This is a genomic window from Rhizobium sp. BK376, from assembly GCF_004341625.1.
Lineage (GTDB): Bacteria > Pseudomonadota > Alphaproteobacteria > Rhizobiales > Rhizobiaceae > Rhizobium.
Map to the genome: position 1 here is coordinate 83,743 of NZ_SLZG01000011.1, position 25,914 is coordinate 109,656.

The following is a 25,914-nucleotide window of genomic DNA, read 5'->3' on the forward strand; positions in this document are numbered from 1 at the left end:
TGTCGTCAAGCAGCGGAGGAACGAGGAATGACCAGCCGCACGATTCTACTGACAACATTCGCATCTCTTGCCGTTCTGGGTTCTCTTTCCTTTGCGACATCAGCGTCTGCGCTGAGCATGCAGGATTGCAGCGCCAAGTATAAGGCCGCCCAGGCGGCGAATACGCTGAACGGCATGAAGTGGAACGATTTCCGCAAGGCACAATGCGGAACCGATGCGGCCGCAGCCGCTCCTGCTGCTACCGCTCCGGCAACAGCTCCCGCTGCTCCGGCAAAGACAACTGCAGCGAAAACAACGGACGCAGATGAGCCGGATCCGGCAGCCGTTCCGGCCAAGGAGCCCGCAAAGCCCTCGATGGCTGCACCTGCCGGTGTAACTTTCCCGACCGCCATCTCGTCCAAATATGCCAGCGAAACGCCGGCAAAGGGCCGCTTCCACACCTGTGTCGACTCCTACCATGTCAACAAGGACAAGAACACGCTCGGCGGCCTGAAGTGGATCCAGAAGGGCGGCGGCTATTACAGCCTCTGCAACTCAAAGCTGAAAGGCTGATGGCCAAACCAGCCGTTGGTGCACATGAGAAACGGGCGCTTCGGCGCCCGTTTGCATAGGTCGGTTGCTATCAAGGTTTTCCTCAGTCGTCGTCGGGGATATTGGCGTCGACGCCGATTATGCTGAGATTGTTCCTGACCGCACGAACGCCGGCGACGGAGAGAGCGCGGGCTTCGATATGACGGGCAGTAATGGCGTCGTCCACCTCGCCTTCGATAATAATCCTGCCTCCCCGTTCGGCGCGAACATCGACCGTTTCCGGCGTCACGCCCTCAAGGTCGGTCAGCGCGTCCATGACGCGCTCTTCGAGGTCGTCCGCATTCTCGCGACCGCTAGTTCCAGGTAGCAAGGATTCCGTCTGGGCTTCCTGCTGGCCGTCTTCATCGCTGTCGGTAACGGTGTAGCCCTTGTTCGTCTCTTCGTCGAAATTGGCCTCGGTGCCGCCGTAGGGACCGTTGCCGGGATCACGAGACTTCGCTCCGGCCTGGTCGTCATAGGGCCAGCCCTCTTCGATGTCCCGTTCCTCATAGTCGCGATAGTCCTCCTCTCGCGTCAGTTCTTTCTTCTTGGAATCCATGATCAGGCTCCTTTTGCCGTCGGTACTAGAGAACGGCTGGCGGCGTGCTTGGTTCAATCCTAGTTTCTGATCTTTTCCCATCTCCGGGTAAGCCGATCGCGCTTCAGCTTCGACAGGCGCTGCAGCCAGAAGATGCCATCGAGCTGGTCGACTTCGTGCTGGATACAAACGGCAAGAAAGCCATCGGCATCCTCTTCGCGGACTATACCATCGAGGTCCTGATAGCGGAACCGAATGGCCTTCGGTCGAGTGACTTCTTCGGTCGCGCCCGACATGGAAACGCTGCCTTCCGTTTGCCTTGATGTCTCGGCCGACGACCAGAGGATTTCCGGATTGACGTAGACGCGAACTCCGTCCCGGCGGTCCAACTCGATAACCGTCACCCGTCGCAAGACGCCGATATGGGCTGCAGTTATACCAACGCCGGGTGCCGCCCGCATCGTGTCGAGCAAGTCTGCAGCGAGCTGCTTTAGCGCTTCATCGAAAACAGTGACCGATGCGCATACAGTTTTGAGGAGAGGATCTGGGTAGCGAATGATCGTACGGATGGGCACACATATCTCTGGTAAAATGACGACACAATCTGCGCGCAAGGATAGCCGTAACCGATATCCGTGCAAATGGCTTTGCGTTCCGATGCCGGTTCGCAGCGACCTTACACGGTAGCTGATCGAGCGGCCAGCCTCAGGCGAGGTTTCTCCTCTATCTAATTGTTGACAATGGATTTTTTGCCGTCATTCTCGTTCTTGACGGCGGGCGCTCGCAAAGCGAATGGATACGAGGCGGCACATGACGACGACCGACGAAGACGAGCTTACCCGCACCGATACACAGGAGCCGCACATCGATATCTACGATGAGGACGGCAACGTGCGCGCTGATTTCATCGAGCAGGTCCGCGAGGCGATCGAGGCGAGCGATTCCGCCTTTCTGCACCGAAACGTCGCCAGGCTGCATGAATCGGAAATCGGCCATCTGCTGGAATCCCTGAACGCCGATCAGCGTCTCTCGTTGGTCCAGCTGCTCGGCGACGAGTTCGACATGACGGCTCTGACGCAGGTCGACGAGGCGATTCGCCGCGAGATCGTCGATCAATTGCCGAACGACCAGATTGCTGCAGCCATCGGCGAGCTCGATTCCGACGACGCCGTCTACATCCTCGAGGATCTCGACCAGGAAGATCGCGACGAGATCCTGTCGCAACTGCCCTTTACCGAGCGCGTGCGGTTGCGTCGCGCCCTGGACTATCCGGAGAGTTCGGCCGGACGCCGCATGCAGACGGAATTCGTCGCCGTACCACCGTTCTGGACAGTCGGTCAGACGATCGACTACATGCGCGATCAGGAAGACCTGCCCGAAGCCTTCACCCAGATCTTCGTCATCGATCCGACGTTCAAGCTGCTCGGCAGCGTCGATCTCGATCGCATCCTGCGCACCAAGAGGCAGGCAAAGATCGAAACCATCATGCGCGAGACGTCGCATCCCATACCTGCCGAAATGGACCAGGAGGAGGCCGCCCAACTCTTCGAGCAATATGACCTTCTGTCGGCCGCCGTTGTCGACGAGAATGATCGGCTGGTGGGCGTGCTGACCATCGACGATGTCGTCGACGTTATTCATGAGGAGGCGGACGAGGATATCAAACGTCTCGGCGGCGTCGGCGACGAAGAACTGTCGGACAATGTCATCTCGACCGTGCGCTCGCGCTTCCTGTGGCTCGCTGTCAATCTGGTAACGGCAATCCTTGCCTCGACCATCATCGGCGTTTTCGATGGGTCGATCCAGAAGATGGTGGCGCTTGCCGTCCTGATGCCGATCGTCGCCTCCATGGGCGGCAATGCCGGAACACAGACAATGACGGTGACCGTTCGCGCATTGGCCACCGGCGATCTCGACATCTACAATGCCGGGCGCATCATCCGCAGGGAGGCAAGCGTCGGCCTCATCAACGGCGTCCTGTTCGCCGTCGTCATGTGCGTCATTTCACTGATCTGGTTTCACGATATTCAGTTGGGCATCGTGATCGCCGCGGCGATGGTGATCAATCTTGTTGCCGCGGCTCTCGGCGGGATATTGCTGCCACTGCTTCTCAATCGCGTCGGTGCCGATCCGGCTATTGCATCATCGGCATTCGTGACGACCGTAACCGATTGTACCGGCTATTTTTCTTTCCTCGGCCTCGCGACGTGGTGGTTTGTGCTGCGTTAACGCAGTCCGGCTGTCAAAATTGACTGATACGTAAAAGTCAATATTATGCACGGCGATGTGGGCGGAGAGGGGACTGCCTTTCGGCCGAGTATGCCATGCTTCGGCTGAACCGGACCTAAGCTCGCTATACGAGGACGAAATACCGGTGAACAAGTACTATACCATTACAGAGCTTACGCGTGAATTCGGGGTTTCCACTCGTACTCTGCGCTTCTATGAGGATGAGGGGCTCATTCATCCGGAACGAAGGGGCCGTACGCGCCTGTTTCGACAGGCAGATCGTCGCCTGATAGGAGAAATCCTGCGCGGCCGCCGCATCGGTTTCACGATTGCGGAAATTCGCGAGATCATCCAGGTTTACAAGGAGCCGCCCGGCGAAGTCGGCCAACTTAAGCTTTTGATGAAGCGCGTCGAGGAAAAGCGCGAGGATCTACGCCAGAAGCGCAAGGATATCGACGATACGCTGACCGAACTCGATCACATCGAGGAATCCTGCCTGGGCCGCCTGGCCGAAATCGGCGTCGGCACCTGAAAAGGCAAGCTCACGGCGCCCGGCGTCAGCGGGCCTGATCCGTGCACTGGATGGAGATCGCCTCGAATCGCTCATCGTCGGCCTTTATCTTTCCCGCCCGCCACGGCTCGAACAGGCTCTGCTTCTTCAGCGCATCGACGGAACATTGGCAGAAACTGTGGCAGAAAGCCTCGCCATTGGACTGGGTGCAGACCATCTGGCACTGCCGCAGAATGCCTGGGGTTGGGTCGGCAGGGGCGGCTAGCGATAGCAGATAGACCAGGCCGAACAGCAGCGGCTGGTGCACGAGGTAGAAGATCAGGCTATGACGCCCGGCACGCGCGATCAGGCTTCCGCCGGTGCCTAGCCTCGCCAATCGCTGCGGCAGATTGGTCCGTATCGCAAGGCTCGCCGCGCTGAGACCGGCAAAAAAGGCGAGCGCCCAGGGAAAGAGCGGGACGTAGTCGTTGGAGCGTGCCGGGGCTGCGGCAAGGCCGAGCCAGGCGAAATAGCGTGGATTAAGGGCTGCCCAGTCTAGCGCGCCGGGGCTGTAGAAGACGTCGACGACCCAGCAGACGGCGAGTACCGCCGTCGCGAGCAAGGTCAAAGGCATCGGCAAACGCAGAAAGACGATGCCGATCAGGGTCAGTGCCGCGATGCAGTGCAGAATCCCGAAATAGATCCATTCGTCGGTCATACCTATCAGCGTGACGATCGAGACACCGATCGCCGCAGCGGCAATCATTGCAAAGCGTTTCCAAAAAGGCCGCCAGCGAATTACCGGCCGATTGGCGAGCACAAGGCTTACGCCGGCGAGGAAGAGGAAGGTGCTTGCAATCGCTCGGGCATAGAGCTTCAGCCAGCCTGTTTCCGCCGTGCCGGGATCGAGATGGCCGAAGAATTCGAAATCCCAGGTACAGTGATAGCTCGCCATTGCGAGAAGAGCTATGCCGCGCGCCGTGTCCAGAATGCCAATGCGCGGTGTCTTTTGGGGCGCATCGATGCTCTCGGCGACAGCGGCCATCAGGAATCCTTTCAGCGGGACGAGATTAACGGCGGCGCGCCGGACGCTGCTGGAAACAGGAGGAGCGCGGCGATTTCATGGCACATCGATATCCATGATGGCCAGACGCGCATCCGAAAAAAACTGTCGCCGGATCAGGACGACATTGATGAAGATCGTCGTGATGATGAAGAAATAAGGGCTTATGAACCAGCCGAGATAGCCGATCGATAGAAAAATCGCGCGAAGACCCGCATTGAAATTGCGCGCGGCTATGATGTTCATGCGGATGACGCGTTCGGCTGCACGCTCCGTCTCGACGCGATTCGCCTCGATATCCTCGATCATCGGAATGGCGCCGAAGAGAATTGTGCAATAGTTGAACAGCCGATAAGACCAGCCGAATTTGAAGAAGGCGTAACCGAACAGGCCGGTGAGGCCCGCCACCTTGATTTCGAAGGCAACCCGACCGCCGGCATTGAAGAGAAAGGGCAGGTCAGCGAAAAAGGCATTCACCTTGTCCGTTGCGCCAAGCAGCGCGAAGCAGCCGCCCATGGCAAAAATAGACGTCGAAGCGAAGAATGCCGTCCCATTCTGAAGGCCTGCGAGAATCTGCGTGTCTATCATCTTCAGGTCACGGCGCAGCGAATTGTAAATCCATTCACGCCGGCGCTCGATCATCTCCTGCGTCAGGCTGCTCCGGTTGAAAAACCGGGAACTGTCGGTGATCCGGTTGAGGCCCAGCCAGCAAAGGATGAAGAGGGCGAGAGCGACATAGTCGGCGGTCGTCATGAGGCGTTCCCAAAATCTGTTCAGCTGTCTGCTAACGTTTGATAGCTTGAAAGCCGCAACAGCGATATCGACATATGACTTAGCTATGTTTGAGTCGGATTGTGCGGGACTGTAATGTCGCTTGCGTCCAATCCGATGTCGGTGGGTCGCCGTGCCGCTCGATCACCCTAACGTAATTTTAGTGGCATCTGACTCTGTTGCGAGGCGCCAAGGTTCCATGTTTCTTTCCGTATTCGATGTCTTCAAGATCGGCGTGGGACCGTCGAGCTCGCACACGATGGGGCCTATGTCGGCCGCCAACCGATTTCTCGAACTGATCCTGTCGAACGAGTGGCCGCGGCCATCGTCCAATGTGCATGTGGCGGCCATCAGGGTCAGCCTGCACGGCTCGCTTGCGCATACCGGTATCGGGCATGGGACGGGCAGGGCGGTGATCCTCGGCCTGATGGGTGAGCGGCCGGATGAGGTCGACCCGGACAAGATGGATGCAATCATCGACGAGGTCGAGCGCACGGGCCGTATCAACCCGCAGGGGCATCCCCCTTACGAGTTCCAGCCAAAGACCGATCTCATCTTCGACAAGAAGGTTCCCTTGCCGGGCCATGCCAACGGCATGAGCTTCTCGGCGCTGGACAAGGATGGCCGGTTGCTCGTCAAGCGCATCTATTATTCCGTCGGCGGCGGATTCGTCGTGACCGACACGGAGCTGGAGGTCATGCGCGCGAAGCGGAAGGCTGCCATGGGCAACTACAAGGTGCCCTATCCCTTTGCGACGGCAAAGCAGATGCTCGAGATGGCCGCACGCTCGGGGCTTACGATCGCGCAGATGAAGCGCGCGAACGAAGAAAGCCGTATGACGCGGGCGCAGCTCGACGAGGGCCTCGACAAGATATGGGCAGCCATGGACAGCTGCATCGATCGCGGACTGAAGACGGAAGGCATCATGCCCGGCGGCCTCAAGGTTCGCCGCCGCGCGCGGGCAATCCATGACAAGCTGCACGAGGAATGGCGCAGTAACCGGATCAATCCGCTTCTCGCAAACGACTGGCTGAGCGTCTATGCCATGGCCGTAAACGAGGAGAACGCCGCAGGTGGACGCGTGGTCACCGCGCCGACCAACGGTGCTGCAGGCGTCGTTCCGGCAACCATCCGCTACTACAAGCATTTCCATGAGGATGCTGATGAGAATGGCATTCGCGACTATTTGCTGACGGCGGCAGCCGTCGGCGGCATCATCAAGCACAACGCCTCGATCTCGGGCGCTGAAGTCGGCTGTCAGGGCGAAGTCGGTTCGGCAGCTGCTATGGCTGCAGCCGGCCTCGCCGCGGTCATGGGCGGCACGCCCGAGCAGGTCGAAAATGCTGCGGAAATCGCGCTCGAACACCACCTCGGCATGACCTGTGATCCGATTGCCGGCCTGGTGCAGGTTCCCTGTATCGAGCGCAATGCGCTGGGAGCCGTCAAGGCGGTGACCGCCGCCTCGCTGGCGATCAAGGGAGACGGCCAGCACTTCGTGCCGCTGGACGCTTGCATCGAGACCATGCGGCAGACCGGCTACGATATGAGCGAGAAATACAAGGAAACCTCGACGGGCGGTCTGGCGGTCAATGTCGTCGAATGCTGAGTTTGTGGATGCTTGGCGTTAAGGCTTGACGCTGCCGGCCAAAAGGAATTGAACGGGCAGCATGGCTTTGCATCTTATCAAATTGTGCGTGGGCGCCGACTCGATCGAGGACCTGCGTGAATGGGTATCCGAGCGGGCATTGACCGCGGTCGCCGCCGGACTCGAACCACACACGACCCACACCACCAGGATGGTGCCGAAACGCGTCGAGGAGCTGCTGGACGGCGGCTCGCTCTACTGGGTGATCAAAGGGCAGGTTCAGGCAAGGCAAAAGCTCATCGACATCAGGACCTTTACCGATGGTGAAGGCATATCCCGCTGCCAGCTCGTGCTTGGACCGGAAGTTATCGAGACGTCCGTACAGCCGAAGCGACCGTTCCAGGGATGGCGATACTACCCGCAGGACGACGTGCCGCGCGATCTCGACAGCTTGGGAGCAGGCATAACGGAAATGCCTGCAGACTTGAGACGGGAACTCTCGGAGCTGGGATTGCTCTGATCCCGGCCCGATCGGCCATTCAGCGCAGGCGCATCAGAACCGGTGTTTTTCCGGCCAAGGATGTTACGTGGAGATGGATGCGTGCTTCCGGCTGGGAATAGCGCCAGGCGCGGGCACCATGACACAGAAGCACGTTTATCAGATCCTTGGTCCGCGAACGGGAGCGATGAAGCCCAAGATCAGCGATCCGCATGGCCGCTTCGTGCAGCGGATGAAGAGCATAGCCCTTCGACCTGATCTTTGCCCCGGTATCGAGCGAGATATCCGGCATGTTCTCGTTCATTGCCATGTCATGTCCCCGTAACGCATTACTAACTCAGGGGCGGGACCGGCTTACGGCCGGTTCCGCGAGAATGGATACCCATCCCGATATCCATTGGTCCTAGACGTACAGCGGCACTTGATGCCGCCGCCCTTATTCCATGCTGGCCCAGCACTTGATGCCAGCCTTCTTCAGCGTCTTGCACGCATTCACCGCATCGCGTTGATCGTCAAAGCCGCCGAAGCGAGCACGATAGACCTGCGAGGCGCCGTCTCCGAATGCGACGGCATAGGGCTTGGCCGAGCGCAGAGCCTTGCCGCCCTTGCTCTTTGCCTGATCCAAGAGATCGTCTGCCATTTCCTTGGTCGAAGACACGCCAACCTGGATGCTCCAGCCACTCGGAACCTTCTCCGTCTTTTCAGACTTGTCTGCCTTCTCGGCCTTGGCCAGTTTGGCCGTCGACGCAGTCGTTACCGCATCGACAGGCTCCGCATCGCCTTCGCCCTGACTTTCGGCATAGGCGGGCGCTATCGAAGCAACTTCGTTGGCTGGAACATTTTGCTTATGCGGCTTGGTTACCACGAGCGGATTGTTCGACTTCGGCGTGACGGCAGCAAAGGCCGCAACGCTCGAATTCTCCTGATAACGGGCATCCGGCGTCGGGCCGCTTGCCGGCAGCTTCACCTTGGCCGCATCGGCCATGCGGACGGCGGCTGCATCGACATCAGGCGCAACGGGTACCGTCTTCGTGGGAACAGGCATTGCAGGCGCAGTCATTTCGGGCGCGGCCTGGGCGATCAATTGACCCGGGCGCCCGTCGACCGACGCCTTCGGCAGATAGGCCGCGAGCAGCTTGCGCATCTGGTTGTCGCGGGCAGGCGTGGAGGCGCCACCAAGAACGACGCCGACGATCGACTTGCCGCTATCCTGCAGCGAGGACACCAGATTGAAGCCGGCGGCGCGGGTATAGCCGGTCTTGATGCCATCGACGCCTCTTACGGAGCCGACCAGGCGATTGTGGCCGTAGATGGTGCGATTGCCGAACTGGAAGCTCTTGACCGAGAAGACGCCGTAATACTGTGGGAAATGCTCGCGGAGTGCGATGCCGAGGCGGGCCTGATCACGGGCCGTCGTCATCTGCGCCGTATTCGGCAGGCCGTTCGGATTGCGATAGGTCGTCCTGGTCATACCCAGCGCATGTGCCTTATTGTTCATCATCCGGGCGAAATTCTCCTCGGACCCACCGAGATATTCGCCAAGAGCCATGGCAGCGTCGTTTGCCGACAGCGTGACCATGCCGAGGATTGCCTGTTGGACCGTGATGACGGTGCCCGCACGAACGCCCAACTTTGTGGGCGCCTGAGCTGCAGCATGGGCAGACATGGTAATAGGAGAATCAAGCTTGATGCGTCCGGCCTCGAGCGCTTCGAACGCGAGGTATATCGTCATCATCTTTGTAAGTGAGGCGGGATAATGAAGCGCGTCGGCGTTTTCGCTGTAGAGTACGTTTCCTGTCCTGGCATCAACGACGATGCCCGCATAGCCAGGGCCGCTCGCAGCCTGAGAAGGCGAGGCTGTCGCGATTGTCATGATCGCAATTGCGAAACCCAATGTCACCGTCATCAGGAACTTGCCAAAGCGCGACGACGATGAGGAGAAAATTGACCTGGACACTACTTCACTCTTTGCTTGCATCAACATTTTCATTATCCGGCCGTCGCCTCCTGACACGTCCGTTGCAGGACAGAGTAGGGGGTCGGGGTTACCAATCGGTTTATGATGAACAGTTGGTTTCGGGATTCCGCCACATTTTAGCCGTCCGTCGCCGGCGCGCCGGTAGAGGCTGCGGGTTGCTCGGCAAGGCGGGATTCCACAAACGTTTGAATAGCGGCATCAATATGGTCCCAATCACCCAGAAGGGCGCTTGAAAAGCGGTAAAGCACAGTCAGGTCTTTACCCAGATGAACGTCACGCTGGCAGTCTCCGCTCGTAGCCTTGTCCGGAGTTGAAGGGAGCACACAGCGGACGACATAATCAGGCTTGCCCGGCCGTGGCGCGGTTAGCAGCACTTCATTCGTATAGCCCGCATCAGCGCGCAGGCGATGGGCCGTCAGACCATGAGGACCGGCAAAGGGGTCGCCCTCGATCAAATGAGAGTAGATCGGCGCCAGCCGCCCTGACATATCGCGGGACATGGTGCTTTGCGTAAATTGCAGGAAAATCAAGGACGACGACTGTGAAACGTCGTTGAAGCTCAGACGATCAGCTTCGTTGTAACCCTGCATCTGCGGCCAGGTCAGATAGAGATCGACGCGCTCGGTACTGCCGTCTGAGCGCTCGCTGGGAAAGCGGATCGTGTTGGCCGCAAGCCGCAGCGTATCTTCGCCGACAGTAACCGTGAAAACCTTGGTATCGTCCGTGTGTCCGCCCAGGGAGATGCGCTGGCCCAGCCAACGGCCACCGATACTGATCGCGACGGTCAGGACAGCAAGAAGCGCTACGACAGCTGTCAAACGGTAAACGAACCCGTTGGAGATCAACGGGGCCTCTTCGATCGCGGGGGCAGGCGGCGGCGCGAGAACCATGCTTCTGCCTTCGTTTCCATTTCGCCGCAGAAGCGTCTGGTATCGCCTGCAGGACGGGAACTCGTGATGAGTCTCAATATGGAATGATTGGCGCCGGCATGGTTAACGTGAGGTTAAGCAAAGCTGCGGCGGGAAGGCAGAAAAGGGGGAGAGCCGCTCCCGGGACAGCGGGAACGGCTCATGGCTCCGGTCGGGCACGGGGATGCAGACAGACCGGGCCGAGCACTAGAACGGCAAAACTGCCGATCGTCTGGAGTTACTTGACGCTGCCAACCGCGTCGGCATGGCCTGCGTCCTGGATCTTCACCCATCGCGCCGGATCATCAGCGGACTGGCGCTTCAGGTAGGTGTATTCCGTATCGGACCAGAGCATCACCTTGTTGCGCATGTTATCGAGAATGAAATCGCCGTGGTCGGTGCGAACCGTCAGGACAGCATGGCCTTCGCCATTGGGCTGAAGGACGACAGTCATCAACGTGTCCGATGGCGAGAAGCCGGAATTGATCAGATCCTTGCGCTTCAGCAACGCATAGTCCTCGCAGTCGCCAGCGGTCGTGGGGATCGCCCACTTTTCCTCGACGCCGTACAGCTCCATGTCCGTCATTGGCTTTATGGTCGTATTGACGGTGTAGTTGATCTTGAGGATCGTCTTCCAACGATCTTCCGTCAGGATCAACGGCCCGGCATCGCCACCCGCATAGGCGCATTCGCTCGGGTTTTCCTTGCAGAATTCATAGTGGCCGATCGGCGGCGCGGCATTGCCGACAATCGCCATGCTGGCTGGTGTTGCATTGGCAAGGCCGAAGAGGCCGAAGGTGAAAATTGCTGCGGTTACTCCGCTTCGCAACCAGGATTGGATAGTCATTTGTATCTCCCCGTTATGGAGATCACAATGACATGGACGTTTTTATTGCGCGCAAAATTGCGAAGTAAAAATAAGCACTTAATAGATTCAAATGCAGATCTAAATAGAATAAAACAGGACTTAAATTTGCATCAAACCAAAATCTATTTTTCGTCTAATTTGAATAAAATCTGAAGTGATCACAAGCGGCGAGGATTTTTTATATCATTGTTTTCATTGTGTATTATTCCAGGCCTACGGGAGGGTAGAAACTCTCGAATAGCTGGAAATGTGCGAAAACGGGACAGGCGTCAGCGGCAGCCGACGCATTAGAACAAGCTTCTCTCAATCAGAATTCGGCAATTTTGCTCCGTTTTGGGAAAATAGCGCCGAAAATTTATTTTGAGGATGAAACGGCGACGGCGGTAAAAAACCTGTGATCCGATAGCCGTTTGGGTGAAAATCAATCCGCACAGACGTTCATCGTGGCGAGACATCACGTCTTTGGGCAGGCTCCGCCGAAATCGCGATTCCGAAGGACAGCTACCGATCAACCGTTACGAAACGAATCCGTGGCATCCACGATCGCTGCGGCCATCCCTGCGCTTGACGGTGAGTGAGCGGATCTCGGAACGACGACAAGCTTGGCTTCGGGCCAGGCTTGCGACAATTCCCATGCGGTGACGAGTGGCGCTTCCAGATCCATGCGGCCGTGGACCATGACGCCTCTTATCCCGGCAAGCCGATGAGCCTCTTTCAGTATCTGGCTGTCCGTCAGCCACCCGCGGTGATGAAAATAATGGGCAATGATGCGGGCTCGCATCAGCAGATAGCCGGGGTCCGCCCATCGCCGCGGCAGCGTCGCATCGGGATCGACGAGGATAGAGGCACCTTCCCATTCGTGCCAGCTGGTGGCCGCCTTTAGGCGGAGATCGGGGTCCGGGCTTTGCAGCAGGCGATGGTAGGCCGTAACGAGATGTCCGTCTCGTTCCTCTTCCGGAACGCCGGCGCGGAAACGTGACCATTCCTGCGGAAGCAGGACCGCCATCCCGTGATAAAGCCAATCGATCTCGGATTGGCGCGTCATGGTGATACCGGCGACGACAAGGCCGGCGATTCGCTCGGCATGCTGCTGGGCATAGACAAGGGCGAGGGTGCAGCCCCATGAATGGCCGAAGACAAGCCAGCGCTCGACCCCGAAGAATATGCGCAGCCGCTCCATATCCCGAACCAGATGCCACGTGGTGTTGACGCTCATATCCGTTTGCGGATCGGCGGCATTCGGCTGGCTCTTCCCGCATCCACGCTGGTCAAATTGAATGATGCGGTAATGCTGCGGATCGAAGAAACGACGCATATTGGCTGAACTGCCCGATCCCGGACCACCGTGAAGAACGATCGCGGATATGCCCTTAGGATTTCCCGACAGTGCCCAATAGATGCTGTTGCCGTCGCCGACCTCAAGCATTCCGTGGTCGTAAGGTTCGATTTCCGGATAGAGACGTTTCATCTGATCATCCCGCGGGCCGCCACCGCTCTCGGGGATTTTCATGACATCGGGATGACGGGAATCAGATCAGAGGAATTCGCGAAGCGTGTCGCGCGATTGAACCGAGAGGAACTCGATCGCAACGCCTTCCATAAAATGGCGTACGACCCGGCCGCGCATATTGCCGAGGCGGACGGCCGTGCCGAGCGGCGGTCGCGCCTCCACGTCGACTGCCGCGCCTGAAAGCGACAGGTCCATGATACGGCAGACGTAGCGGGTTCCGTCCTCGAGGGTGAGTTCGCTCTGGATCGTCCGCGGCGTCAGACGGTCGTGCCGGCGGTCTTCGGGAAGTCCCAGTTCATGCTTGTTTGCAAGCCATGTCAGCTGCGCTGCAAGTTTCTCGCGTTTGCGGTCCGTCGCATTGATCGACATGGAGAAGCCGCGACCATCGATCGTCAGCACGTAGCCTTCGACGCGGCCGAGATGATCGATATAAGCGACGACACGCTCATTGGCCCGTGGACGACCGTCGCAAAGGACGTACATGTCGCCCGGCGACATGTCGATCACCATGCACTCGTATTCCTCGTAATTGGCCAGCATCAAGCGGCCCTGCATATTGATCGGAACACGCTGGAAAGTGCGCTGATCCGTGCGAGGAACATTCCGCGTCTGCTGAGCTGGCTGGAATGAGTGCATGAAAATTGCTTCTTGTATGTTATATCTCAAACGCAATCATTAGCCGCAATCTATTAACAGAAGATTGGTGGCCTCAACCGCTAAAGGCTGCGGCAAAGCAGGAATGCGGTACAACCGTCTCAAAATGAGGCGCTGCTATTTTACAGCCCATTTTATTGAATGCGGCCGCCGGCTGATGCCCGCCAGGGCAATATGCGGCGGAAGGCTTCGCTCCATTCCGGCCCCTTGCTCGTCCGCTGCCCGCCGAACGGGGCCGTCTGACGTGTGGGCTCCCCGGCCTTTACCTGGTCATCCGTCAGGATCCGGCTACGGTCCAAGGCCAGGAACTCCAGCGGCTCGGCACCGAACCATGCGGGATTTTGCGCCGGTGCAAGCGAACCCAGCAACCGATCACAGTTTTCGCCCTCGCGAGAAGAACGCAGCGGCATCAATACGATCTCAAAGGCAAGATGGCGCCCGGTGACACTATAGCCCGTCGCATTGATCAGGGCCGGAACGGCATGCGCCATAACGCCGTTGGCGATCTTGACGGGATCGTCAGGCTGACTGCCTGCCCAGAGCGCCGAGAAATCCTCCTCGCGCAACTCACGACCGAATATGTTGCAGATTTTCGTGCCTGCGAGACGGAAACGCGGCCTGTCGGAAGGCGTCGCCTCGAGAATAAAAAGATCGGAAAGCACATGACGCACAGCCGCCGGCTCTACTTGAGAGCGCAGGGGTGCGTCATATGGACCGCGGATATGATCCCAGTAGGTAAATATCTCGATACTGGTTTTGTGGCGCATGGCGGGTCCGTGTTCCATTCTGGTTCAAACGCAGGCGGATTGTCGGCGCTTAAGCTATCCCTTGCTTATTTCGTGCCACGGCGGGGGAGTTAAGGTTAACCGAAGGTTTCGATTGAGCGCGGGCGTTGGCCATGAGATGAATAATCATGACTTCACGAAGGGTTGACCTTCAGCACAAACTGAATCGGGCGCGGGGGATCGAATGCGATCATTCGGGGGGACGCTCGAAAAGCCGTTCGGCATTGCCGGGCGGCTTTTTTTTTGACGATCGCTCTTGTATGGCTGTCTCCTATATCAGCGCTCAGAGAGTAATAACTACATGGATGATGCAGCTCCGCCGCCTCCCGCGCCCGAAGACGGAGACATAGAGCCGCGTCCGCAACGGAATCCGGTCTTCAACCTGCCATCGGCGCTGGTCGCAACGCTCGCGCTGTTGATCGCGATCTTTCTCGTGCAGACATTATTGCTGCCGACCAGCGCGCTGGATTGGTATTATTACACCTTTGGCTTCATTCCGGCTCGTTATGTCACGCCCCTGTCGCAGCAGGGGTTGGAATGGTTGTGGACGCCCGTCACCTATTCGCTGCTGCATGGCGGCGTCGAGCATATCGTCTTCAACGGGCTCTGGCTGATGGCCTTTGCAGCACCTGTCGTGCGACGGATCGGCACGGCACGATATCTGATCTTCTGGGTGCTCTCATCCGCAGCATCAGCCTTCCTTCATGCTGCGCTCAACTGGGGTGAGGTGACATTGCTGATCGGGGCATCCGGCGTCGTATCGGCTCTGATGGGCGCCGCCTGCCGTTTTGCATTCCCGCCTGACCGGCGCGGTTCTGCGCTGCCACAGGCCCATCTCAATCCCCGACTTTCGATCACACAGTCGCTGCGGAGCCGCACGGTCTTCATGTTCGTGCTCTTCTGGTTTGTCGGAAACCTTCTGATCGCGTTTGGTATTCCCTTGATCGGAGATGGATCGCAGGCCGTTGCCTGGGATGCCCATATTGGCGGCTTTCTTTTCGGCTTTCTGCTGTTCGGCCTGTTTGATAAACAGCCGGATCCGATCGAAATCTAATCAAGCGAAATTGAAGATGTTGCATTCCCGCTTTGGGGAGTGCACCATTCAATTCCATTTTCGTGTGGGTGGAGGCCGCCACGGGAGCCCGTAGACGAGAATGTTGTATGCATTTCGAGATGGGAGGATCGAATGTCAGTTTCCGTAAAATCCATACTGGACACCAAGGGCCGGAATGTCGTGACCGCGACTGCCAACACGACGCTTGCCGAGGCCGCAAAAATCCTCAATCAAAAGCGGATCGGTGCTCTCGTCGTGGTCGGGGTCGAAGGAAAGATCGCCGGAATTTTCACCGAACGTGACGTCGTCAATGCAGTCGCCAAATCGGGCAAGGATAGTCTGGATCAGCCGATTTCGTCGCTAATGACCGCAAAGGTTCATCGCTGCAAGGAAGATACGACCGTCGATGAGCTGATGGAACTGATGACGCAGCGTCGGTTCCGCCATGTGCCCGTCGAAGACAAGGGCAAGCTCTCGGGCATCATCTCGATCGGCGACGTCGTGAAGTCGCGCATCAGGGAGATCGAACTCGAGACCGAGCAGATCAAAGCCTATATTGCCGGATAATCGTAGATTGCCTTCTTGGACGCAGCAGCACCTTTGGTCTGCTGCGTCCGTTCAGCGTGCGTAGGCTTCCTGCATTCGCTTGATTTCAGGAAGTCGCGCCAAGGTTTCCTCATAGCCACGCTCTATCGCTTCACCGGCGCGATGAAATTCGGATAGGCCGATATCGCTGAGCCGCGGATGCAGGGCAAGGTCCGGCGGATCGCCGGCAAGGCGCGAGCGCGAAATCCTGTCCTGGATGATGTTGAAGGCCTGCACCAAGGCTCCGGTCATGCCGAGCTTCGCATAGGGAGCCTCCGCCTGACGCTGAATTTCCGTCGCGGTCAGCACGGCATTGTGCTTGACGACGGCGGATCGTCCATAGAGATCGTAGTGCAGGTTCACGGCGACGACGAGCGGCTGCTCGTATGAACGGCAAACCGAGACGGGAACGGGATTGACGAGCGCGCCATCAACCAGCGTTCGATTGTTGCTGCGCACCGGCTCGAAGATGCCGGGCAGGGCGTAGGACGCGCGCAAGGCGATGATCAGCGAACCGTTGCCGATCCAGACCTCGTGGCCGGTATTGACCTCGGCTGCGACGGCAACGAAGGGACGGTCGAGATCCTCGATCGTCAGACCCTCCAGATGCTCCTGCATGCGCTTGGTCAGGCGCATGCCTCCGAACAGGCCGCTGCCGCCGATGGTCAGATCCAGTAAGCTGGCAATGCGGCGCATGGTGAGCGATCGGGAGAACTCTTCCAACTCATCCAGTTTTCCGGCGAGATAGCAGCCGCCGACCAGCGCACCGATCGAGGTGCCGGCAATCATCCCTACCTCGATGCCCGCCTCGTCAAGCGCGCGCAGCACACCAATATGAGCCCAACCGCGAGCTGCGCCCCCGCCGAGCGCAAGGGCGATCTTCACTTTCTTGGGGGAGGGCGGAAGGAGTGGGGGGCCGGCGGTACCGTCGTGTGAACCAGCCGTGCTTGAATCTACCAAGGACTGGCCGGCACCGGTACGATTCAAACCCCAGTTCAGCATGCTACGCCTTTCCCAGGGCTTGATATGCCCTTCTCGTTAAGTAGCGTCCCTTTTCGTTTCCAAATGGTATATTTTATTAGCTAATTGTTCAATTAGAAGGCATCTGCCCAATTTCCAGACCCGATCTCAGTGACCGTAAACCTGGTCGGGATCGAAATGCCTGCGATCGTCCGCGATTTTCACAACCGCCTTGCCATCCTCCAGTTCCACCGTTCTGTAGAAGCAGGAGCGGCGTCCGGTGTGGCAGGTCGCGTCGTGACCGGCAACCTCGACCATCAACCAAATGGCATCCTGATCGCAATCGGTGCGGATCTCTTTCACTGTTTGAAGATTGCCGGAGGTTTCGCCTTTTTTCCAGATTTTTCCGCGTGATCGGCTGAAATAATGTGCCGTTCCGGTCTGGAGTGTCAGCGCCAATGCCTCGGCGTTCATATGCGCGACCATCAGCAGCGCACCGTCGCGGATATCCGTGACGACAGCGGTGATCAGGCCGCGGTCGTCGAAGCGGGGGGTAAAATCCCCCGCATCTTCCAGTTCGGATTTATCGGTGGAAGGCTCTTTGAATGTCAGTGTCATCTCGGCTCTCTGTTGGAGCCGGTCAGCGGCTCCGGACCATCGTCATGAAGCGGGCCTGTTCGGCGGGATCAGCCTTGAACGAACCGGTAAAGGTGGTCGTCAGCGTCGAGGAGCCTTGCTTCTGCACACCGCGCATCGCCATGCACATATGCTCGGCCTCCATCATGATGGCCACGCCACGCGGCCGCAGGCTCTCGTCTATGGCGTGGGCGATCTGAGCCGTCATGGCCTCCTGCGTCTGCAGGCGGCGGCCGAATATCTCGACCGTGCGGGCGATCTTCGAGAGGCCGAGAACACGGCCGTTCGGGAGATAGGCGACATGGGCCTTCCCGATAATCGGGACCATGTGGTGTTCGCAATGGGAGAAGAATGGAATGTCGCGCACGAGCACGAGGTCATCATAGCCGCTGACCTCTTCGAAGGTGCGGCCGAGGACATCCTCGGGGCTCATGTCATAGCCGGCAAACAATTCGCGATAGGCGTTCGCCACGCGCTTCGGCGTGTCGAGCAGGCCCTCGCGTGTCGGATCATCACCTGCCCAACGAAGCAGGACCCGAACGGCGTCCTCTGCTTCCTTCTGGGTGGGGCGATCTGATGTCTGCTCGTTTTGCGGAAAATTCTTTACGATGGCGTCCATATGTTTCAAGTCTCCTGATCCGCGTTGCGGATCGTCTTTCGGACTCGCCACTGGTATCCCTTGTCAGGAATGTTGCACCTTTGGCAGGCTCCGGGGCTTTCGGGGCGGCTTATAGCCCTTCCGGCACGGTTTCCCAATCAAACTTAACCGAGGCCATTGCATTTTCATGGCCTTCGAACGACATACATATAGGAAGACGGCGCCTTCATGTAAGTGCGCTATCGTGAGACGGTGTGTTTTTTGTTTACGCAACAACAGCCGCCGAATTGAGCCGATCCGCAATGATCTGGGGCGGAATTTGTCATGGACGATATCTACAATAGCAAAATTCTCGAATTTGCAGGCAATATTCCCCGGATCGGAAGCCTGATCGATGCCGATGCAAATGCACAGGCGCATTCCAAGCTTTGCGGCTCCAAAGTGAAAATCTGGCTGAAGATGGACGGCGATACCATTACGGATTTCGCCCACGACGTGAAAGCCTGCGCGCTCGGGCAGGCCTCGTCTTCCGTCATGGCAAGGCATGTGGTCGGCGCGACCGCTGATGAATTGAGGAAAGCTCGCGCGGATATGCTAGCGATGCTCAAGGCGGACGGCGAGGGACCGGAAGGCCGCTTCGAGGATATGCGTTATCTGCGGCCGGTCAGAGACTACAAGGCGCGCCATGCTTCGACCATGCTGACCTTCGATGCTGTCGTCGACGCCATCGGCCAGATCGAGGCGAGACGCGCAGAAACGGCAGAGGCGGTCTGAACAGGCCATGTGTCATCTCTGCTCCCTTGAAGAAGACGAAGACGAGGGCGGCGCTGCCGCGCACCCGCGATCTCATCGGTTGCGTGGAACAGGATTTGACAAAGACAACGGGGTTGTCAGGCAGTCTTATTCCGGGCGCAACTATAACGGCCCTTTCCGCAAGACGCCCGATCGTCTCCTCGGCATGGGTTTTATCCGGCTTTACCAACTGACCTTGTCCGGCTTCATCGGCAATTCCTGCCGGCACCTGCCGACATGCTCCGAATATGGCTACGAATCGATCGCGCGGCATGGGCTATGGGCCGGCGGCTGGATGGCATTTTTCCGGGTTGCACGCTGCGGCCCCGGCGGCACGAGCGGCTTTGATCCCGTGCCCGAGACCCTCGGCGACCGGTTCCGTTGGTTCACGCCCTGGCGGTATTTTGCGATCGGGCGGAAGATCAAGACTTCGAATTAGCGTTGTGAACTCCCTCTCTCGGGCAGATCGCTCCGAGGTGCTCCAGAACGTAAGACCAAAAGATGCGCTCAGGCGCGGCGGTCATCAACGCGTGGCACGACCGTGGTTTGTTGGGCAAGGCTCGATTAGCGGCCGCTCAAAGTCTCTGAGGTCGATTTTGAATAGCGCTTCAGCGGAGCTGTAATTCCTGCAGCGCCCATAAAGTGTCGACATGTATTACGAGGGTATATACCTGTGTCTTTGTTCGAAGAGAACGCCGCGATCCTGCATAAATTCGAATCTGACGGAAGAGACCTTAGCTCTCCTCGATCTATCGATTTCTGCCACATCTTCCCTGACAAAGTATCGGCCGACGCCTTCGCCAGGGCAGCTGAAACGGAAGGATTTGCCGTAGCAGTGCACGATGTCGAACGAGAGGTAGACCCCTGGGACGTTATTGCGTCCAAGGAAATGATACTAACCTGCGAAGCCATCACCGACACAGAGGAGTATCTCGACGCGTTGGCGCGATCTTATCGCGGTCAAGCAGATGGCTGGGGCTTCTTCACCGTCTGAGGCCGGTGACTTATGGGTTCACGATCTAGCCTGCTTGGAATCGTGTAGAAAAATGCACTTGCAGTTGCATAATTTCAGGATATCACTAGCGTCGTAGCGATTTTTTCTCGAAAATGTCTTTGATATGAAGCCCTTTTTTCTAGCTCTGGTATTTTTCACCATATTCGCTTCGACCGCAGGCGCAGCCGACGTGTCGGACGACAAGAAAACATCCGCAGATGAGTGCAGATCACTGGAGAGCGACAAGGTGTCTGCCTCCGGCCTGACCTATTGGCGGCACGTGCTTAATGTCTGCGATGCCTATCGCAAGTCCGATCCGCAATCGGTAGAGGCGCGCTATTTCTATTATTCCAGCCTTTTCAATACGGGGGACTACGGGCCGGCGGTGGTGGGATTAGAGGAATTGGCGACCGCAGATTCCTATGCGCCAGCGATGGGCTATCTTGCAACGGCCTATATCTACGGCCAAGGACGCGACCGCAATTTTCCGGCTGCGCTGATATGGATACGGAAAGCGGCGCTAATGGGCGATGCAACGGCCGATTATCTGTTCGGCCGCATGTATCTTAACGGCTGGGGCGTGCAGCAGGATTTCGTCATGGCACGCTCTTATTTCGAGCTGGCGGACGGGCTGGGCTATCACTACGCCGGTGCTGCACTGGCTCACATGTATCTCGAGGGCGTCGGGGTCGCCCCCGATCCGGAAAAGGCATTCCAGATCTACAGCAAGACGGCGAAGGCCGGCAGTGAAAATGCGGCTGTATGGCTTGCCTATCTATATCGGCACGGCCGAGGCGTAGCCAAGGACACGACGCATGCGGTGGAATTGCTGAAGGCTTCGGCAGCACGGGGCTATACTCTTGCTTTGAGCGATCTTGCAGACATCGATCTCTACGACGACGATCTCCGCAATACGGCGGAAGCCGTAAAGCTTCTTAATCAGGCGATCGCCTTGGGGGATGCGGATGCATCGGTTGAGCTCGGCACGGCCTATCTCTTCGGCGACAGCCTGGAAAAGGACCTGCCCCGCGCCAAGACCTTGATTCAGCAGGCAATCGACCTGCACTCGTTTTGGGCATATCGAGCTATGGGGCAGTTTTACCGGTATGGAGACAAGAGAGATTATGCCCTCGCCATGTCCTTCGAAAAAGAAGCAGCCGACCGCGGGGTCGTTAGTGCGATTCGTGACATCGGACTCTTGTACCGCTGGGGCGAGGGCGTGCCGAAGGATCCGCAACTTGCGAAGGAGTGGCTCTCAAAGGCCGCGGCGCTCGGCGATGAGGACGCGCGCTACTATCTGGGTAAGATCTACTACTACGGCGAAGGCATCCAACGCGATACTGCGCAGGGAATCGAATTGCTGACGCAGTCCGCTGAAGCTGGCAACAGGGACGCCATGGATGCTCTCGGCAATGCCTATTCGGTCGGAGACGGTGTCGCTCGCGATGATAAAAAGGCCATGTCCTGGCTTCGCAAGGCGTCTGATGTCGGAAACGGCTTTGCGATGGACGACATCGGCAACCTTTATTTCTCCGGATACGGTGTCAAGGCAGACAAGGCGGAGGCGCTGCGTTGGTACAAGCGCAGTGCTGCTAAGGGCACCGCGCTTGGAATGTACCATCTCGGCATCGTGTACGAGCAAGGGCAGGGCACAGATCCCGATATCCGCCTGGCAGTCCAATGGTTGAAGAAAGCAGCGGCGGCCGGCGACACCAAGGCCATGGTGGAGCTCGGTGGGATTTATCGCGGCGATGACGGCTTGCCCCGCGATGACGGGCAGTCCCTACAATTCTACAGCAAGGCCGCCGGAGCTGGAGATATCAAAGCCGTGATTCTGTTGGGCAGAGCGTACGAAAGCGGCGACGGCGTCAAGCAGAATTTCGACGAGGCCATCAAATGGTATGGCAAGGCGGCCGACAGCGGTTCAGCCGAAGGCATGTATCGGCTCGGCCGGCTTTACTACGGCAGCAGCGGCGCGACGGCTGACTTTGCCAAGGCATTGGAATGGCTAACGAAAAGTGACTCCAAGGGCGACGAGGACGCCGCGTACCTGCTCGGTGACATGTACCAGGGCGGCCACGGCGTGCCGATCGATCTTACCAAGGCGTTCAACTGGTTTCTGAAATCCGCCAGCAACTCTAACGCCGACGCGATGAATGCAGTTGGCTTCTTCTTCCAGAACGGGATGGCAACCACTGCTGACGCCAACATAGCGCTCCGCTGGTACAAGAAGGCGGCAGACGGCAATTCGGCAATCGGCGCCCTCAATCTCGCCTATATGTACGAGGACGGCAACGGCGTGCCGATCGACCTGAAGGCGGCTTTCGAGTTCTACAAGAAATCAGCCGATCTGGGTTCCAGCAGCGCCATGTTCGCCCTTGGTCGGATGTATGACGATGGGCGTGGCACCGCAGTGGACAAGAACGCGGCCCTGCAATGGTATCTGAGGGCGAGCGATCTCGGCTACAAGGGCGCCGCCTACCGTATCGCGTTTGCCTATGATCGCCTCTACAGCTCTGACCTTGCCGCCGAAAGCGTTCTGAAGGCGCTGAGCGAAGGGGACGAAGTGATCATATCCCGCCTGAAGTCGATGTCGCCATTCACTCTCCGCGCGCTCAAGCAAAGCCTTCGTCAGCGCGGACTTTTCAGCGGACCTATCACCGACGAGATCACTCCGGCGACGACGAAAGTTCTGGAAGACTATTACAAGGCCAACGCTTCCTAGCCCGCGTCAGCGGGAGATTTGACGCCTTCTGGGACAAGCTGGACTTTGACTTCAACAGTGAAACGAAGTATCACGCCGACCTTCAGCCGCCGGGAATCCCCGGTCTATTTTACCACCCGCATTCGTTGGCGGGACTGGACAAGGAGAATTTTGATGTCCCAATCCGTTTCCCTGACATTTCCCGATGGTTCCGTGCGCAGCTATGATGCCAGCGCAACCGGTCGCGATGTCGCCGAATCCATTTCAAAGTCGCTGGCCAAGAAGGCGGTCGCCATTGCGATCGACGGCACCGTCCGCGATCTTTCCGACGCCGTGACCGACGGCAAGATCGAAATCATCACCCGCGAGGATTCCCGCGCGCTGGAGCTTATCCGGCATGACGCGGCGCACGTTCTCGCCGAAGCCGTGCAGGAGCTTTGGCCCGGCACGCAGGTGACGATCGGCCCGGTCATCGAAAACGGCTTCTACTACGATTTTGCCAAGAACGAGCCTTTCACGCCCGACGATCTGCCTGTCATCGAAAAGAAGATGAAGGAAATCATCCAGCGCAATAAGCCGTTCACCAAGCAGATCTGGTCGCGTGAGAAGGCGAAGGAAGTCTTTGCCGCCAAGGGCGAGAACTACAAGGTCGAGCTGGTCGATGCCATCCCCGAGGGGCAGGACCTTAAGATCTACAATCAGGGCGACTGGTTTGATCTCTGCCGCGGCCCGCACATGGCTTCCACCGGCCAGATCGGCGCGGCGTTCAAGCTGATGAAGGTGGCCGGCGCCTATTGGCGCGGCGACAGCAACAATGCGATGCTGTCGCGCATTTATGGTACGGCTTTCGCCGAACAGGCTGATCTCGACAATTACCTGAACGTCCTCGCCGAGGCCGAAAAGCGCGACCACCGCCGTCTTGGCCGTGAAATGGATCTCTTCCATTTCCAGGAAGAAGGCCCGGGCGTCGTCTTCTGGCACGGCAAGGGTTGGCGCGTGTTCCAGACCCTCGTCTCCTATATGCGTCGGCGTCTTGCCGGCGACTACGAGGAAGTCAACGCGCCGCAGGTGCTTGATACGTCGCTGTGGGAAACCTCCGGTCACTGGGGCTGGTATCAGGAGAACATGTTCGCGGTGAAATCCGCCCATGCCTTCACCCATCCCGATGACAAGGATGCCGACAACCGCGTCTTCGCGCTGAAGCCGATGAATTGCCCCGGCCACGTGCAGATATTCAAGCATGGCTTGAAGTCCTACCGCGAACTGCCGATTCGCCTTGCGGAATTCGGTCTCGTGCATCGCTACGAACCGTCGGGCGCCTTGCATGGTCTGATGCGCGTGCGCGGCTTCACGCAGGATGACGCGCATATCTTCTGCACTGACGAGCAGATGGCCGCCGAGTGCCTGAAGATCAATGATCTCATCCTGTCGGTCTACAAGGATTTCGGCTTCGAGGAATGCGTCGTCAAGCTCTCCACGCGTCCCGACAAGCGCGTCGGCTCCGATGCGCTCTGGGATCGTGCCGAAAGCGTGATGATGGACGTGCTGAAGACGATCGAGGCGCAGTCCGGCGGGCGCATCAAGACCGGCATCCTGCCGGGCGAGGGTGCGTTCTACGGGCCGAAGTTCGAATACACGCTCCGTGACGCTATCGGCCGCGAATGGCAGTGCGGCACCACGCAGGTCGACTTCAACCTGCCGGAGCGTTTCGGCGCCTTCTACATCGATCAGCATTCGGAGAAGACGCAGCCGGTCATGATCCATCGCGCCATCTGCGGCTCGATGGAGCGCTTCCTCGGCATCCTGATCGAGAACTTCGCCGGCCATATGCCGCTATGGGTATCGCCGCTGCAGGTGGTTGTCGCAACGATCACCTCGGATGCGGACGAGTATGGCGCCGAGGTTGCCGAAGCGCTGCGTGACGCCGGCCTCACCGTCGAGACCGACTTCCGCAACGAGAAGATCAACTATAAGATCCGCGAACATTCGGTAACGAAGGTTCCCGTGATCATCGTCTGCGGCAAGAAGGAAGCAGAAGAGCGTTCCGTCAACATCCGCCGGCTCGGCTCTCAGGCCCAGACTTCAATGTCGCTGGATGCAGCGATTGCTGAACTGGCGCATGAGGCGACCGCACCGGATCTTCTGCGCAAGGCTGAAGCCAAGAAGGCAAAGGCGGCGGCCTGAACTGCAGTTTGAACAATTAGCATCTGGCAGCGTTTTCATCGTGCTGTCAGATGCCTGACATATACCTGCAATATATGGCCCCTGAATGATCGAGGAGCGGGCAGCGCCCGGTGCCCATTTGAATTTCAAAGAACTGTCCTATGCCAATGAACGGGACCCGCGTCTGAAGCGCTGGTTCATTCGCTCGATCGAGGGCTTGTCCGGCCGTGACCGTTACGCGCGCCTTTACGATATCTGGCGTACGGATATCGTCGGCAAGAGCGAGCGGGTGTTCGGCAAGATGCTAGACCTTATCGACGTTCGCATGGATATCAGGGGCGAATGGCCGCCGCGCAACCTCACCGATGATACGCCCGTTGTCATCGTCGCGAACCATCCCTTCGGCATCGGTGACGGCATTGCTGTTCTCGCGCTCGCCGAGCAGCTCGGTCGCCCGTTCAAGGTGCTCATTCACAATGAGCTCCTGAAAGTGCCTGAGATGGCGGATTACTCCCTGCCGATCTCCTTTGACGAGACCAAGGAAGCGCTGGCCATCAATATGCGCACACGGCATGAGGCCCTTCGTCTTCTGAAGGAAGGAACGACGATCATCGTCTTTCCCGCGGGCGGAGTTGCAACTGCAAAAAAGGGCTTCGGCAGGGCAGAGGACTTGCCCTGGAAGATGTTCCCGGCAAAGCTCGTGCAGTCTGCGCGCGCTAGCGTCATTCCGATCTATTTCGAAGGGCAGAACGGCAGGCTCTTTCATCTCGCGAGCCGGCTTTCGCTGACGCTGCGCCTTTCGCTGCTGATCCGTGAATTTCGCCGGCTGTCGGGTAGCACGATCACCTCCCATGTAGGCGAGCTGATATCGTGGGAATCGTTGAACAAGGGAAATGATCGCAAGGATCTGCTGTCGCGGCTCTATAGTGCTGTCTTTTCCATGGCGCCGCCGCGGCGGCCGTTTTTGAAGCGAGCCTAGC

The 25,914-nt window shown here is 58.3% G+C and carries 27 protein-coding genes; 13 read left to right on the plus strand and 14 right to left on the minus strand.

Annotated elements, in window-relative coordinates:
• Positions 1 to 27: 27 nt before the first annotated feature.
• Positions 28 to 552 carry a hypothetical protein gene (locus EV561_RS23015; RefSeq protein WP_132524800.1) on the plus strand — a complete coding sequence of 175 codons (525 nt, stop codon included), beginning with the start codon at positions 28 to 30 and terminating at the stop codon, positions 550 to 552.
• Positions 553 to 634: 82 nt separating this feature from the next.
• On the opposite strand, the gene EV561_RS23020 is transcribed toward EV561_RS23015, so the two are convergent.
• Together EV561_RS23020 and EV561_RS23025 are read right to left on the minus strand one after the other, a co-directional pair.
• A complete protein-coding gene (locus EV561_RS23020; protein ID WP_132524802.1) occupies positions 635 to 1,129 on the minus strand; it encodes a BON domain-containing protein in 495 nt (164 codons plus the stop codon).
• A 59-nt stretch (positions 1,130 to 1,188) separates the two neighbouring features.
• The gene (locus EV561_RS23025) at positions 1,189 to 1,683 is read right to left on the minus strand and encodes a peptide deformylase (protein WP_132524804.1); all 495 of its coding nucleotides are present in this window, start codon (positions 1,681 to 1,683) and stop codon (positions 1,189 to 1,191) included.
• Positions 1,684 to 1,918: 235 nt separating this feature from the next.
• Between EV561_RS23025 and mgtE the strand changes: the two genes are divergently transcribed.
• Together mgtE and EV561_RS23035 are read left to right on the plus strand one after the other, a co-directional pair.
• Positions 1,919 to 3,337 (plus strand): magnesium transporter, encoded by a 1,419-nt coding sequence (gene mgtE / locus EV561_RS23030; RefSeq protein WP_132524806.1) that lies wholly within the window; start codon positions 1,919 to 1,921, stop codon positions 3,335 to 3,337.
• Between the two features lie 139 nt (positions 3,338 to 3,476).
• Positions 3,477 to 3,869: a MerR family DNA-binding transcriptional regulator gene (locus EV561_RS23035; RefSeq protein WP_165927891.1), complete on the plus strand. Its 393-nt coding sequence runs from the start codon at positions 3,477 to 3,479 to the stop codon at positions 3,867 to 3,869.
• A gap of 25 nt (positions 3,870 to 3,894) precedes the next feature.
• On the opposite strand, the gene EV561_RS23040 is transcribed toward EV561_RS23035, so the two are convergent.
• Both EV561_RS23040 and EV561_RS23045 read right to left on the minus strand, forming a co-directional pair.
• A complete protein-coding gene (locus EV561_RS23040) occupies positions 3,895 to 4,872 on the minus strand; it encodes a heparan-alpha-glucosaminide N-acetyltransferase (RefSeq protein ID WP_132524810.1) in 978 nt (325 codons plus the stop codon).
• Positions 4,873 to 4,947: 75 nt separating this feature from the next.
• On the minus strand, positions 4,948 to 5,643 hold the full coding sequence (locus EV561_RS23045) for a DUF599 family protein (protein ID WP_132524812.1): 696 nt from the start codon (positions 5,641 to 5,643) through the stop codon (positions 4,948 to 4,950).
• A 217-nt stretch (positions 5,644 to 5,860) separates the two neighbouring features.
• Here EV561_RS23045 and EV561_RS23050 point away from each other — a divergent pair, with 217 nt between their 5' ends.
• Together EV561_RS23050 and EV561_RS23055 are read left to right on the plus strand one after the other, a co-directional pair.
• Positions 5,861 to 7,267 carry an L-serine ammonia-lyase gene (locus EV561_RS23050; RefSeq protein ID WP_132524814.1) on the plus strand — a complete coding sequence of 469 codons (1,407 nt, stop codon included), beginning with the start codon at positions 5,861 to 5,863 and terminating at the stop codon, positions 7,265 to 7,267.
• A 61-nt stretch (positions 7,268 to 7,328) separates the two neighbouring features.
• Positions 7,329 to 7,766: a DUF1489 family protein gene (locus EV561_RS23055; protein WP_132524816.1), complete on the plus strand. Its 438-nt coding sequence runs from the start codon at positions 7,329 to 7,331 to the stop codon at positions 7,764 to 7,766.
• A gap of 19 nt (positions 7,767 to 7,785) precedes the next feature.
• Here EV561_RS23055 and EV561_RS23060 read toward each other — a convergent pair whose 3' ends face one another.
• The 7 genes from EV561_RS23060 to EV561_RS23090 all read right to left on the minus strand — a co-directional run bounded on the left by EV561_RS23060 (position 7,786) and on the right by EV561_RS23090 (position 14,448).
• The gene (locus tag EV561_RS23060) at positions 7,786 to 8,055 is read right to left on the minus strand and encodes a hypothetical protein (RefSeq protein WP_132524818.1); all 270 of its coding nucleotides are present in this window, start codon (positions 8,053 to 8,055) and stop codon (positions 7,786 to 7,788) included.
• A gap of 126 nt (positions 8,056 to 8,181) precedes the next feature.
• Positions 8,182 to 9,723, minus strand: coding sequence for a serine hydrolase (locus EV561_RS23065; protein WP_132524992.1), 1,542 nt, complete (start codon positions 9,721 to 9,723; stop codon positions 8,182 to 8,184).
• Between the two features lie 116 nt (positions 9,724 to 9,839).
• A complete protein-coding gene (locus EV561_RS23070; RefSeq protein WP_132524820.1) occupies positions 9,840 to 10,613 on the minus strand; it encodes a hypothetical protein in 774 nt (257 codons plus the stop codon).
• A gap of 256 nt (positions 10,614 to 10,869) precedes the next feature.
• Positions 10,870 to 11,478 (minus strand): transglutaminase-like cysteine peptidase, encoded by a 609-nt coding sequence (locus EV561_RS23075; RefSeq protein ID WP_132524822.1) that lies wholly within the window; start codon positions 11,476 to 11,478, stop codon positions 10,870 to 10,872.
• A 529-nt stretch (positions 11,479 to 12,007) separates the two neighbouring features.
• Complete coding sequence (gene pip, locus EV561_RS23080; RefSeq protein ID WP_132524824.1) at positions 12,008 to 12,967, minus strand: prolyl aminopeptidase; 960 nt, start codon at positions 12,965 to 12,967, stop codon at positions 12,008 to 12,010.
• A 66-nt stretch (positions 12,968 to 13,033) separates the two neighbouring features.
• The gene (locus EV561_RS23085) at positions 13,034 to 13,645 is read right to left on the minus strand and encodes a PilZ domain-containing protein (RefSeq protein WP_132524826.1); all 612 of its coding nucleotides are present in this window, start codon (positions 13,643 to 13,645) and stop codon (positions 13,034 to 13,036) included.
• Positions 13,646 to 13,797: 152 nt separating this feature from the next.
• Positions 13,798 to 14,448 carry a PAS domain-containing protein gene (locus tag EV561_RS23090; RefSeq protein ID WP_245512852.1) on the minus strand — a complete coding sequence of 217 codons (651 nt, stop codon included), beginning with the start codon at positions 14,446 to 14,448 and terminating at the stop codon, positions 13,798 to 13,800.
• A 301-nt stretch (positions 14,449 to 14,749) separates the two neighbouring features.
• Between EV561_RS23090 and EV561_RS23095 the strand changes: the two genes are divergently transcribed.
• Positions 14,750 to 15,502, plus strand: a complete 753-nt coding sequence (locus EV561_RS23095) for a rhomboid family intramembrane serine protease (RefSeq protein WP_132524828.1) — start codon at positions 14,750 to 14,752, stop codon at positions 15,500 to 15,502.
• Positions 15,503 to 15,634: 132 nt separating this feature from the next.
• Positions 15,635 to 16,069: a CBS domain-containing protein gene (locus EV561_RS23100; RefSeq protein WP_132524830.1), complete on the plus strand. Its 435-nt coding sequence runs from the start codon at positions 15,635 to 15,637 to the stop codon at positions 16,067 to 16,069.
• 51 nt (positions 16,070 to 16,120) lie between these two features.
• Here the strand turns inward: EV561_RS23100 and EV561_RS23105 are convergent, their stop codons facing one another.
• The 3 genes from EV561_RS23105 to folE form a co-directional block, all read right to left on the minus strand.
• The gene (locus EV561_RS23105; protein ID WP_132524832.1) at positions 16,121 to 17,089 is read right to left on the minus strand and encodes a patatin-like phospholipase family protein; all 969 of its coding nucleotides are present in this window, start codon (positions 17,087 to 17,089) and stop codon (positions 16,121 to 16,123) included.
• Between the two features lie 126 nt (positions 17,090 to 17,215).
• A complete protein-coding gene (gene hisI, locus EV561_RS23110) occupies positions 17,216 to 17,665 on the minus strand; it encodes a phosphoribosyl-AMP cyclohydrolase (RefSeq protein WP_132524834.1) in 450 nt (149 codons plus the stop codon).
• 22 nt (positions 17,666 to 17,687) lie between these two features.
• On the minus strand, positions 17,688 to 18,302 hold the full coding sequence (folE, locus tag EV561_RS23115; protein ID WP_132524836.1) for a GTP cyclohydrolase I FolE: 615 nt from the start codon (positions 18,300 to 18,302) through the stop codon (positions 17,688 to 17,690).
• 303 nt (positions 18,303 to 18,605) lie between these two features.
• On the opposite strand from folE, the gene EV561_RS23120 reads away from it, so the two are divergent.
• The 6 genes from EV561_RS23120 (at position 18,606) to EV561_RS23145 (ending at position 25,913) form a co-directional block, all read left to right on the plus strand.
• Positions 18,606 to 19,055 (plus strand): iron-sulfur cluster assembly scaffold protein, encoded by a 450-nt coding sequence (locus tag EV561_RS23120; protein ID WP_132524838.1) that lies wholly within the window; start codon positions 18,606 to 18,608, stop codon positions 19,053 to 19,055.
• Between the two features lie 7 nt (positions 19,056 to 19,062).
• Positions 19,063 to 19,512 carry a membrane protein insertion efficiency factor YidD gene (yidD, locus tag EV561_RS23125; protein WP_132524840.1) on the plus strand — a complete coding sequence of 150 codons (450 nt, stop codon included), beginning with the start codon at positions 19,063 to 19,065 and terminating at the stop codon, positions 19,510 to 19,512.
• A 234-nt stretch (positions 19,513 to 19,746) separates the two neighbouring features.
• Positions 19,747 to 20,067: a ribonuclease E inhibitor RraB gene (locus EV561_RS23130; protein WP_165927884.1), complete on the plus strand. Its 321-nt coding sequence runs from the start codon at positions 19,747 to 19,749 to the stop codon at positions 20,065 to 20,067.
• 247 nt (positions 20,068 to 20,314) lie between these two features.
• The gene (locus EV561_RS23135) at positions 20,315 to 22,792 is read left to right on the plus strand and encodes a tetratricopeptide repeat protein (protein WP_207910574.1); all 2,478 of its coding nucleotides are present in this window, start codon (positions 20,315 to 20,317) and stop codon (positions 22,790 to 22,792) included.
• A 153-nt stretch (positions 22,793 to 22,945) separates the two neighbouring features.
• The gene (gene thrS / locus EV561_RS23140) at positions 22,946 to 24,955 is read left to right on the plus strand and encodes a threonine--tRNA ligase (RefSeq protein ID WP_132524846.1); all 2,010 of its coding nucleotides are present in this window, start codon (positions 22,946 to 22,948) and stop codon (positions 24,953 to 24,955) included.
• Between the two features lie 118 nt (positions 24,956 to 25,073).
• Positions 25,074 to 25,913, plus strand: a complete 840-nt coding sequence (locus tag EV561_RS23145) for a lysophospholipid acyltransferase family protein (protein ID WP_132524848.1) — start codon at positions 25,074 to 25,076, stop codon at positions 25,911 to 25,913.
• Position 25,914 lies beyond the last annotated feature (1 nt).